This is a genomic window from Longibacter salinarum (assembly GCF_002554795.1).
GTDB lineage: Bacteria > Bacteroidota > Rhodothermia > Rhodothermales > Salinibacteraceae > Longibacter > Longibacter salinarum.
In genome coordinates this window covers 567951-579915 of the sequence record NZ_PDEQ01000002.1, presented here as the reverse complement: position 1 = coordinate 579915, position 11965 = coordinate 567951, and the positions used below count along the sequence as shown (strand labels likewise).

At 55.1% G+C, this 11965-nt stretch carries 9 protein-coding genes; all 9 read right to left on the bottom strand.

What is annotated here, in order from left to right; all coding sequences use genetic code 11:
• Nucleotides 1–50 precede the first annotated feature (50 nt).
• The 9 genes from wecB to gmd all read right to left on the bottom strand — a co-directional run bounded on the left by wecB (nucleotide 51) and on the right by gmd (nucleotide 11925).
• Nucleotides 51–1148, bottom strand: a complete 1098-nt coding sequence (gene wecB / locus CRI94_RS05740) for a non-hydrolyzing UDP-N-acetylglucosamine 2-epimerase (RefSeq protein WP_098074699.1) — start codon at nucleotides 1146–1148, stop codon at nucleotides 51–53.
• A 51-nt stretch (nucleotides 1149–1199) separates the two neighbouring features.
• Nucleotides 1200–2444 (bottom strand): glycosyltransferase family 4 protein, encoded by a 1245-nt coding sequence (locus CRI94_RS05735; RefSeq protein ID WP_179862180.1) that lies wholly within the window; start codon nucleotides 2442–2444, stop codon nucleotides 1200–1202.
• 1274 nt (nucleotides 2445–3718) lie between these two features.
• Nucleotides 3719–4873, bottom strand: coding sequence for an O-antigen ligase family protein (locus tag CRI94_RS05730; protein ID WP_098074697.1), 1155 nt, complete (start codon nucleotides 4871–4873; stop codon nucleotides 3719–3721).
• Between the two features lie 98 nt (nucleotides 4874–4971).
• Nucleotides 4972–6084, bottom strand: a complete 1113-nt coding sequence (locus CRI94_RS05725) for a glycosyltransferase family 4 protein (RefSeq protein ID WP_098074696.1) — start codon at nucleotides 6082–6084, stop codon at nucleotides 4972–4974.
• 48 nt (nucleotides 6085–6132) lie between these two features.
• Nucleotides 6133–7080 carry a glycosyltransferase family 2 protein gene (locus CRI94_RS05720; protein WP_098074695.1) on the bottom strand — a complete coding sequence of 316 codons (948 nt, stop codon included), beginning with the start codon at nucleotides 7078–7080 and terminating at the stop codon, nucleotides 6133–6135.
• Complete coding sequence (locus tag CRI94_RS05715) at nucleotides 7073–8029, bottom strand: sulfotransferase family protein (protein WP_098074694.1); 957 nt, start codon at nucleotides 8027–8029, stop codon at nucleotides 7073–7075. The genes CRI94_RS05720 and CRI94_RS05715 overlap by 8 nt, the downstream gene beginning before the upstream one ends.
• Before the next feature lie 68 nt (nucleotides 8030–8097).
• A complete protein-coding gene (locus CRI94_RS05710) occupies nucleotides 8098–9495 on the bottom strand; it encodes a flippase (protein ID WP_143815314.1) in 1398 nt (465 codons plus the stop codon).
• Nucleotides 9496–9501: 6 nt separating this feature from the next.
• A complete protein-coding gene (locus CRI94_RS05705; RefSeq protein ID WP_098074692.1) occupies nucleotides 9502–10737 on the bottom strand; it encodes a Wzz/FepE/Etk N-terminal domain-containing protein in 1236 nt (411 codons plus the stop codon).
• Nucleotides 10738–10815: 78 nt separating this feature from the next.
• Nucleotides 10816–11925 carry a GDP-mannose 4,6-dehydratase gene (gene gmd / locus CRI94_RS05700; protein WP_098074691.1) on the bottom strand — a complete coding sequence of 370 codons (1110 nt, stop codon included), beginning with the start codon at nucleotides 11923–11925 and terminating at the stop codon, nucleotides 10816–10818.
• Nucleotides 11926–11965: the final 40 nt, after the last annotated feature.

Genomic DNA, 11965 nt, shown 5'->3' with positions numbered 1-11965 from the left:
AGGTGGTTATCGAAACGGAGTGTCAGAAGGCAGACGAGGACAACGAAGAGTTACTCGCTGGCGAGAAAGCCGTAGAGACGTTTGACGATCCGGTCCGCGGCCTGGCCATCCCAGTTGCGCGGCGTCTTCCCGCGAGTGTCTTCGTCTTGACGCTCTAAGACACGATCGACGACAGCTGCAGGATCGATGTCCATAAGCTCGTTGGTTCCCTCGTCAATCGTCACGGGCCGCTCTGTATTTTCGCGGAGGGTAATGCACGGCACTTTCAGAAATGTCGTCTCTTCTTGAATGCCGCCCGAGTCGGTCACCACCACCGAAGCCTCTTCCATCAGCGCCAAGAACTGCAGATATCCCTGAGGCGGTAGGACGACCAGCCGGTCAATAGAATCAAGCTCGTCGTCGAGCCCGAACTGTTCGAATCGGTTACGAGTACGCGGGTGCATCGGAAATACGACGCTGGTATGCTCAGCGAGGAGGCGCAAGAGCTCAAGTAAGGTTTCGACACCCTCTCTGTGATCCACGTTGGACGGGCGATGCATGGTCATCAGTACGTAGTCGTCGCTGGCCAGGTCGAGTTCTTCGACAATACCAGTGGCGCGAGCTTTTTCCCGAAACGACATCAGGGAGTCGATCATCACGTTGCCCACGAAGGCAATCCGCTCATCCTCTACACCTTCACTCCTTAGGTTTTCAACACCGCTCGGCTCGGTAACGAACAGCAGATCCGCGATGCGGTCCGTGACAATCCGGTTGATCTCTTCTGGCATCCGCCGATCGCCGCTTCGAAGCCCGGCCTCGACATGCGCGACCGGAATGTGCATCTTCGTTGCCACGAGACTGCAGGCGACGGTCGAGTTGACATCGCCAACGACATTTACCAAATCCGGCTGAACCTCCTTCACCACCTCCTCGAACGCCGTCATGATACGCGCCGTTTGAACAGCATGGGAGGCGCTTCCTACTCCCAGATAGCGGTCCGGCCTGGGCATTTCGAGCTGTTCGAAGAAAATATCGCTCATCTCCTCGTCGTAGTGCTGACCGGTGTGGACAATCAGCGACGACAGGGTGTCGTGACGTTCAAGTGCGCGATGGATCGGAGCCACCTTCATGAAGTTCGGGCGGGCGCCGACGACATTGATGATTTTCATGCCTGAATAGAGAAGCAGAGAAAAGAGTTGTAGACGGAGGAGAACACGAACTTATCCAGCAACGATCTGCTCGACGAAGTTGACAAGGCGATCTGCCTGTTCTCTACGTGTGCATTCGGAACGAGAAAACTGCCGGCCGGCCTGCCCCATGTCTTTGGCCCGCTCCCGGTCATCTGCAAGTTCGCAAATCGCATCGGCGAGCGCATGAGCATTCTCTGCAGGGTATGACAGACCAGCGTTGGCCTCATCCAGCAGGTCCCGGGCCTCTCCATCCACAGAGAGCAACACCGGACGACCGGCCGCCATGCTATCGAATAGCTTAGATGGGATAAACTGACGGTAAATGGGATTATCACCGAGCGGAACGAGGAGCGCATCAGAAGCGGCCATATGGGCAGCCGCCTCCTCCAGCGGGACTCGGTCGAAGAAGCGAACGTTGCCCCGTTCTTTCTCTCGTGCAAGCGTGACGAGCTCTTCCTTCACGGGCCCGCTTCCAACAATGTGAATCTCGATATCGTCTCGGTCGGCGAGATGGTCCGCTGCATTGATAATGTGCGGAAGTCCCTGCGCAAGACCAACGTTACCGGCATACGCGACCACAAACGTATCGTCTTCCACGCCGAGCGCTTCACGCATCGGTTTTCTGGCCTCCGGTCGATCAAATACATCAGGAACCGTTCCATTCATTACGCGCTGGGTTGGGGTCCCCGAACCTACTACTCTCGAAATGTGCTCACAAAAGCTATCCGTAACGGCGGTGATACCGTCTGCCTGGCTATAAATGAACGCTTCGATCTCCTCAGCCACGCGGATCATGACCGGATTGGTCAATTCCCCCATCGCAACGGCAACCTCGGGCCAGATGTCACGGACATCGAATACGAAGCGGGCGCCCTTGAGACGTGCCGCCGCCCAGCCGGAAAGCCCGACGAACAACGGAGGCGACGATGCGATCACTACATCGAACGATCCCCGCGCCTTTAGTGCTCCGAGAACCGATGTAATCATGAACGAGACGTAGAATAAAATCCGACTGATGAAGGTCTTTTCCGGCCGGGCCCGTACCCATGTGTAGATCACAGGGATGCCCTCGTATTCTCGTTCCTCGAAAAGCCCCCCACGGTACTCCGGTCGGATGATGCCTTCGGGGTGATTCGGCTTTTCCGCGACCACCACTACCTCATGCCCGTTTCGCTGAAATCCCTGCGCGACGGAAAGCATCCGATTCGATGTACCACCGGTCTCTGGCGGAAAGTACTGTGAAAGCAAGAGAACGCGCATGGTAGAGTCGGACACCGGGTTCCAGAAGAGATTGAGGCGAGATGCTGAGTCGTGATTTACCGCATTTACCGCGCCTAAGCCATGCGGCAGCCAACCGCGACCGCAATGTGCGTGCGGGCGAAGCATCGGACAAGTTGTACTGCTAGAACGGCCAGCGCACTCGTTGGACGCTGGCTCGTAGAATCAGATCGTTCGGACCTCCACGAGGTCAAGAACAGCAGATGTACAAAGTTTCCGCATATGAGCCGCCCTGATGGTAAAGGCAATCCTAGTAAGGTCCGAGGAAATGTCGAAGATCGTCGCAACCGTTTCTGCTATGCCGACTGGAAGCGACCAGAACGGTGGCGTCCGACACATTTCGTAGTAAACCGAACTGATCCGTCGGATCGTTGAAATGATTGGTCCGTCGACGTAGATGTAGTCCGCATGCTCGGGAACATCCAGTCGACCACAAACCGATATGTAGAAATTCGATTATCGACGTAATAACGTCAGTTTGCGAGCATTGTCGTAAGCAATCGTCATGCAATGCGGCTTGTAAATCGACTCAACCACACGATGAACGATCGTTCGCGATCGTGGGAGGCGGACGTGGATCGAAGATACGTGAAGAATGAGGATCCGAGCGTCTGGCACATCACTACTGAACGCCTGCTGCACGTGCTCTGCCTCTTGGCCGTATATGGAAACTCAAGAGACTACGGCGAAGACTCCAATTTAGGCTCTGGCTCCGTGCCATGTACAACAACCGTGCTGTAAAACACGTGATCTTTCACGTCCTATCAACATGGCACACAGTGCCCGCTTCACATATACCTTCCTCTGTGATGGACGATCCATTTAGGATTTCGTTTACAAACAAACCCGGTCGACTGTGTTCAAATCGGTCCTTGCGATCCATCCCAACCCTCTCGCACTACGTTGATGTAACTCCAGTACGAGATGTATGCCAATAAGAAGAGACGACCCAGTGACCAGAACGTTCACAGACTAATAAAAAGTGCAAACTAACATGACGGACAACACCTGTTCGCCCCCTAGAACGAGCCCATTGGTCGCTAGTGGCTTTCTAAAGTCGGGAGCATAGGCCCCTTTTTCCACTGAGGCGGGTGAATCAACGATGGACATTACGCACCTCCGTGTCCCGATAGGTGTCGTTCAGCCTCAACATGATTAGAGCCGACAAATACCCACTGTGTTTTCTAGGGGTAACCATACGATCGTGCAAAGAGCAGTAATTCTTTCACACAACATGAGCCGCTTCGCGGAACGGCATCTGTGAATAAATTCTATTCAGACGACGTGATGTGAGCATGCTCCGTTCTTCGGTGCTGATTCTGACCGATCATGATCCCGATCAGATATAGAAGCCAAATGGGGAGTAACCAACCGGCGAGTGTCTCCGCCACGGTTCCCATTACCAGTGCCGAGAGAATATAGACGATGCAAATCTGGGCGATCTTATTTCTCCGCTGCTGGTAGCATAGTCGAAATAGATATATGGCAAATGATATATGGAATAGGAGACCGACGATTCCGTTTCGGAAAAGGACGTAGAGATAGTCGTTATCCAACGTCTGTGTAAAGGAACGGTCACTGAGCCCGAACAGCCATGTCCATATATCACCCTGCCGGAAGATATCGGCGACCATCTCCCAATGGATGAATCGGGCGTTGAGTGAACCGATGGCTGTAAGCGAACCGGTAACGAAAAGTTGCCGAATCGATCCCACGTACGGTAGGTACTGGGAAACAGCTATAAATAACGACGTCGAGATTACACCGACAAGGAGCGCAACACCGATGAGCCTTACGATTCTAACGCGCGGGCTCCGCCGAAACGATTGCGTCAATACGATAACGAACGGTAGAATAAGCGTCGCCGTACGGGATCCGGACATAACGGCCATCACTGCCGCAATCAACACCAACGGGTACGCAGTCGCTCGTCGGTTGAGCAACGTTATGATGGTCACAAGCTGGAGCATCACCCAGCCGTAGAAGTTCGGGTTCGCAAGCGTTCCAGACAGCCGAAGCAGTCCATAATAGGGGCTTGATTTCGATGAGGTGTAAATCAAGTCAAAGACGCGAATACCGAGAAATTGCGTCGCACCAACGATTATTTGCCCGGCCAGGACAACGTACGCTGCCCAGAGTATACTTAAGGTGATGGTGTCATCTGTTTTCGCAACGCCGATCTTATACCCGTAGGCGATGACGACCATGTAAAGGAAGGGCCTGGCAATACGGGTGACCCCACTCAGTTCCAATCCTCCGGAGTTTAAAAGCTGTGAGACGGCGGTCAGAAGCGCGATCACGAAAAGCCATCCCCAGACCGTGAGAACGCGCTTCCCAATTCCCTGCTTTTCTGAGGTAACCGCGACAAAGCCCAGTCCTATTACAGCCCCGATCGTCCCGTAAACGACGAACGGGGATGAGTACACAGCGCTTCGTGGTGCAAAGATAGGGATGAGGATCGGCAACGCGACTAGCCACCGATCTACATTTATGTTGCCGAAGTTTGCCACAGAAGAGATATGCCTTAGCTCAAAACCGTGTCGGTGTAAAATTCGAGAAGGCGATCGGCCTCTCGCTCCCAGCTGTACCGTTCCTGGACGGCCTGGCGCCCGCGTTCTCCCATCGCCTGCGCCTCGTTCGGGTGGTCCAACATATAAGCGATCGCTTCTGCCACAGCTTCAGGGTTTAACGGGTCAGCGACAAGGCCACAGTCTGCCTGCTCCACCACACGTCGATACATCGGGATGTCGGACGTAAGAACCGGGAGCCCAAGTGCCATATATTCAAACAACTTCGTCGGATAGGAGCCAACGAAGTTCGGGGTCTTCTCTAGCATAGCGATGCCGATGTGGCAACGGGACATGTGTGACCATCCCTCCTCCGGCGGAAGATACCCGAGAAAATCGATGCCTCCGATGTTCCGGTCCGCCTGTATTCGATCCAGCTCCGCCTGGTGACTCTCTGTCGCAGGACCGATGCACTGCCAGCCGATCTTGTAGCCACGTTTCTGGAGATGGTGAAGAGCCTCGAGCGTAACGACACTCCCTCGATCCTTCCGAACGCCGCCGATATACCCGAGCATCGGCGTGTCAAACTCCGGCTCATCGATATCTGTCAGTTCGGAGACCACAGGCATGTTCTGCACCGTGACGGTATGATCAAGCCAGTCATACGTCTCCGCATAGGAGGCCTCTGCAAAGATCACCGGACGGTCTTTCAGGAAAACACGAAGGCTCATTCCCACAATTGTACTCAAGGCCGAACGCACAGCGTCGGGGACCCAATCTTTGGTGTGAATCTGCGCGACAATGTCTTCATGCATGTCGTACACGACGGGCGCGTCTCGCAGTTGAACCGCGCACCACGGAAGCAGCTCAGGATCGTGAACATGGTAGGCATCGGCAGGTATTTGCCTGGCGCGACGGGTGACAGACGTGCTGGTTGACGTGAACCGCACCCAGCGATTCCGGGGTGGGTCGACTGCAAGAATTTGGACGCCGTCTTTCATCTTGTCCTGACCTGTCGGTGCGATTAAATAGACGTCATGCCCGGCGCGCGCCATCGTGCGACACTCCTTCCGAAATACGCGGGTGTCGGTCGGGCGGTGGACGGACGTTAGGTGAACGATTGTTGCCATAAAGGAACGGTTAGGCGCTGATGGACAATCGTCGCGAACGGTTGTGTATCACGGTGTAGAGGACTCGGACGAGCGTTCGCCGGGTCCTGCGGGCGGGCGAAACCGGTCTGGGAAGATGTGCGAGAGAGAGACCCGGATATACGGCGAGAGCCATGAGAGTGGCCAACGGGCCCCAGCGTGGCGGCGCGCATACGTAAGACGCTCTCCGAGAGGTTCTGCCTTTACGTCGCGAAGGGCAGAAATTCTCTCCCACCAAGACAATTTCGGCTCAAACCATGGACGAGGGCCATGGTCCCGTTCGCACTCTCCGTGAACTCCTGAGCCGACCCACACCTCGCCGCCCTGCTTCTGAACCCGGAATCCGTAATCGTAATCGCCAAATCCGTGGGTGTAAGCCGCATCCAGGTTGCCCACCCGGTCGAGAACCTCACGGCTAATCAATGCGCAGTTTGCATTGAATGTATCGCAGATCTTTGGCTCCTCCGTGGGATGGACAATCGCGGTGCGAAGCGGGTTAATGCCTCCGGTTCGCCGCCACCCGCCGTAGGTCAACTCGCCTGAATCCGGGTCACGGGTGGATCCAACGATCACGATGGGGCACCCCCGGCGTTCCTTAATCCGACGATGATCTTCGATCAGGCGTTTAACACTATCCTCAAACAACTCCGTGTCGTCATTCAGAAGGAGGATATATTCAGGATCCATGTCTATTGCGTGCGACATCGCGATGCGCATGCCACCATTCCAGAAAAGGGATCCGTCTCCTTCGAGCAACGCCACATCCGGAAACTCATTGCGCACGGCTGCGGCAGTCCCGTCCGAGCTGTTATCATCTACGAGGACTACGTCCAAATCGACGGCTTCAGCATCCTCAAGGTCAAGTCCAATTTGCGAAAGGCGACGCAGGCAGGCAGTCGTCTTCTCTCGTCGATTATGGCAGGTAATAGCAACAACCAGATGAAGCGTACCGGAGTGTTGCTCTGTAGATTTATCCATGGTGGATCATACTATCATTCGAAGATTGCAGCTTGTGCTTGTATATCTCATATTCGCCAAACGGCCATACCACGCTTTTGAGGGCCCCTATGAGATCTCCACCCAAATACTCCAAGGTCAAAGGGGAGTCGTTTATCACCCTGGTAAGATCTTCGTACGAATACCCCATGATGCGAAGCCGCTCGCTTCCAAGCCAGTTCAAGTATGATCGGGCGCGTCTCTTCCGAAGCGGATTTGTCAACACTGCCCTCCATTTTTCCAAGGAGGCTGCTGAAATTGAGTCGTATTGGTCCTGTGAGGGGTCTCCCACCACCCCATTCAGGCTTGGCGGCCTCATGTCTAGCTCTTCGTACGCCACATCAAGATGGTCGCACAACTGCTTCAACGTCTCTTCCTGCCGGGTAACGAGGTCTTCATATCGAACCGAAAACACGTTGGAGCGCTCATCCGCCGCGAGATCTACGAGTGCTGGAAGCCCTCGATAGAAATCGACGTTATATCGGTATAGGTTCCACTCACTGTTTCCCCATGTCTCAATCATGGAGGCCATGATGGCGAGTGGATTACGCCAAAGAATCACGGCGCGTGAAGACGGAAATAAGTCAAGGATATCTGAGGCAATAAGATGGTACCGCGGAGTCTTATCCAAGAAATACGTAGCACTCTCCCCAGCCGCTCTTCTATAAAGCCGCAATACAAAGGCTCGCAACTCTTCATCAAACCCTTCTTTGCCCCCACCAACCCGTTGCTGAAAGTCGGCAATGGCACGCCGAGCGACAGAGTGGTTGTAATCGGCGAACACGCCTTCCCTCATCATGCTGAGTAGCGGAAGAAGAAGCCACGGTTCTGGTGTCGTCGCAATACGGCTGTGTGTTTTGAGAACTCGTTGCAGCAGCGTCGATCCAGACCTCGGCAGCGAGAACACGAATACCGGACGGATGGATTCCATTTTTTTATTGCCAGTATGATATTCGCTTGATCTGTCTCCGTCGTATCACGCCCTGCTCCACGGTAGTGTTAAACTCGGGGCAACGCCGTCGATCGAATGTCGATCTCCCGCCGCACGCAGTACACGGCAACTGCATTCCACAACACCATAGTGATCATGGTGGCGAAGGCGGCTCCCTGAAAACCGACCATTTGAATGAACCCGAAGTTTAGAATAACGTTCATGATCGCCGTCACTCCGAGAATTCGAGCAGAGACTCCTTGGCGGTCGGTCATATTTAGAAGCATGATCGCAGGTCCTGAGAACGAGTTGACGACCTGCCCCACAAGCAGCGGCCACAACGCCGAAGCGGACGCGCGGAACTCGTCGCCAAATATCCCCAGAAGCTCGAAGCGAACCAGAAAGATAGCAACGGCGACGATCCCGGAGAAGACGAACGATACACGAGCTGCGAGATCAACAACCCGCTGTAACTCGTCGAATTTTTTTTGACTGTACAGCTTCGAGGCCAACGGGGCCATAATGGCGTTGACCGACGATAAGACAAAAACGAGAACTGTGGCGATTCGACTTGCCACATTGTACAGGCCAGACTCCGTGGGGCTGATCAGCATTCCGATCATCAGCACATCCGCACGAAACAGAATTACGTTGAAGCCGCCAATCATGAGCATATCACGGGCGGTGACTATCCACCGTTTCTTTCGCGCCGCAAGCGCTGGTCGGGGAGAGACGCCACGAAGCGCTGTCGGCATCTCGGTGCGGATCCGCTGTAAAAGAACACCTAGAACGAACAGTGATGCGCAGATGTTTATGCCAAACGCAGCAGGTGCGTCCAGACCAATGCCTTGCCAAGAAGCCAGTAAAACCAGTCCGGCGAAGCAGAGCGGATACAATATTTTTTCCGGGACCAGCGCTTGTACCACGTGCTGAAGTCCTCGTAGCTCTGCCGCGGCGACTCTCACGCGCGTGAGAATTAGGACAAGTATCGCTGCGACGAGGAGCGAAGACAGCAACTCATCGTCACTCCCCGCGAGAATGTACCCGCTGACGACGACGGTAAGACCCGTCCCGACCGAAACCAAGAGAATCACGCGTCGGCTAAACCGAAGGTATTGAGCCAGGCGTCGCGACTGCGCTAACGACTCGTACTGTGCAATGAACTTGACTGATGCCGTCTTGAAACCAAACGTTCCCACGAGGACGGCGATGTTTATCCATGCCCAGACGTAGGTGTATGTCCCGTAGCTTTCGACACCGAGAACACGTGCGAGTGTCACTTGGAGGAACAGAGCAAGCAGCGCGCCAAACGATTGGACTATAAAGCTACTGGCGCTCCCCTTGAGAAGGATGCTTTCGTTCTGGTTCAAACAATTAAGCACTCGTTCTTTAATCGAGCGTCGCTCGCTCAGGCACATCGGCAGCCAATAAAATGGAAGGCACAGGAATTGGTGACTGAATCTCACTCCTCATCAGGAATGCTCCTCGGTACGCTGCTCTTCCGTGGATGAAGACGCACCAGAAAATGGCGAGATGGGCAGCAAAAGTTCGGAGAGGCGATCTAGCTTTTCCTGCTGATGCTTGTCATGACGAAAAACTTGCACAAGTGTGAGTGTGATGGCAATCCCGCATCCGAGCAATACACCGACAACTCCACTTAGAATAATGAAAAGCAAGCGGTTCGGGCCGCTCTTCTGGAGAGGGGGCACCGGTTTCTCCACTACTGTGACCACCGGTTGCTGGCGCTGTAGGTCCAAACGCGCCTGCGTGAGTTGTCCACGCAGGTCGCTATAAAGCTGCTGCTTGAAATTAACCTGGCGGCGAAGCCGGTCTTCTTGAAACTTGAGCGTGGCTGTCGTTGGGTTCTGGTTCTGCTCAAGGAACTGAGCAAGGTCGTCTTCTGCCTCATTCAACTCCGCCCCCACCTCTTGAAACCGGCTTTCCACAAACGCGACTCGCTCACGCACCTTCGCGGTCCGAAGTTCGCGGACACGATCCGTTAGATGTCGGATAAAGCTAGATGCCACTTCGGCCGATAGAACTGGGTCTCCCGCCTGTACAGACACTGTCATCAAGCCGGAGTCTTGATTAATGGACGACGACATCAACTGCGATATCATCTCCACGGCATCTCCTTCTTGCTCCGTCATTTTCCGGATCCCCCCATCGACCGCAGTAGCGTTGGTGCCTGTCGTATCAGCGGCATCGTCGCCCCTCATCACAGCGTCAATGATGCGCTGAAGGAGTCCCGCCGGTTGGTCGACGTATTCGACAAATGTCATCCTCTTTTGTGCGTCCGGAAACCAGAACGTGTCTCTCGCCACTGACAAACGGACCTCTCGGCTCTCCAACACCTCTTGAAACGCCGCCGAGTTCATGCCGCCCCCCGAGAGCGTGCCCAGATTGATCCCGAGCCCTCCACTGAGCGCGCCGAGCCCGCCGAGCTGCGAAAGACCACCTCCGGATTGCTCAGACTCTCGGCTCAGTTTTGCCGTTGAGACGTAGCTGTCTGATGCGAGAAATGCGTACGTGCTTCCGAGGAGTACGGCAACTAATGCCGTGCGAACGATTAATGAGCGCTTCTCGACCAAAACGAGCAGGAGATCCAGCAGTGACACGTCCTCCGACGAAGCATCTTCGGCTGAATCCGACGCATTAGCATGCGACTCTGCACGGATCGCACGATCAGAGGAAGGAAGCTCACTCATCGGTCTCGTAGTTTCAAGCTTCGGAAGGTGGCACGGCTCTTGGCGGAACGCAGAAAAAGGCTTCGTCTTCCACGTCGGCTACACATTTTCGACAGCAGCCTTTTTCTGGGCTCCCGTCATATCGGACTGAACCATCTCCTCTGCCATCTCCTCGAGGTCATATCGAGGCTCCCAGCCGAGCGTCTCTCGAGCCTTCGCCGCGTCCCCCAGCAGCAGATCTACCTCTGTCGGGCGGTAGTATCGCGGATCAACCTCGACAATGCACTCGCCGGTCTCGGCATCGTAGCCCTTCTCGTCGCGGTCTTCTCCTTCCCAAACCACGTTGATCTCCGCCGCCTGAAAGGCCATATCGACGAAGTCGCGGACGGAGGTTGTCGTCCCCGTCGCCAGCACGAGGTCGCGCGCTTTCTCCTGCTGGAGCATCAGCCACATGCCTTCCACGTAGTCCTTTGCGTGGCCCCAGTCGCGCTTGGCGTCCAGGTTACCCAGATACACTTTCTCTTGCTGGCCGAGCTTTATGCGAGCCACGGCACGGGTGATCTTGCGCGTCACGAATGTCTCGCCGCGGCGCGGGCTCTCGTGGTTGAAGAGGATGCCGTTACACGCGTACATGTCGTACGCTTCGCGGTAGTTCACGGTGATCCAGTACGCGTACAGTTTCGCTGCGGCGTACGGGCTGCGCGGGTAGAACGGCGTCGTCTCGCTCTGCGGCGTCTCCTGCACTTTGCCGTACAGTTCGGACGTAGATGCCTGGTAAAACCGCGTCTCTTCTTCCATGTCGAGAATGCGGATCGCCTCCAGCAGACGTAGCGTCCCGAGCGCATCGACGTTAGCGGTATACTCCGGCGAGTCGAAGCTCACCTGCACGTGACTCTGCGCCGCGAGGTTGTAGATTTCGTGCGGCTTTGTCTCCTGTACGATACGAATGAGGTTCGTCGCATCCGTCATGTCGCCGTAATGCAGGAAGAACCGGACCTCTTCCTTGTGCGGGTCCTGATACAAATGATCGACACGATCCGTGTTAAACTGGCTCGCCCGGCGCTTGATGCCATGAACTTCATACCCTTTCTCGAGCAGCAGTTCGGCAAGATAGGAGCCGTCCTGGCCGGTGATACCCGTGATAAGTGCTCGCTTCCGATCCGCGGGTCGATTGTCCGGAATCTTGCTGGTGATTTCTTTCTTGCTCATGGAGCGACGTGCGTGTGCGGAAATGGTAACCTTTAACTTC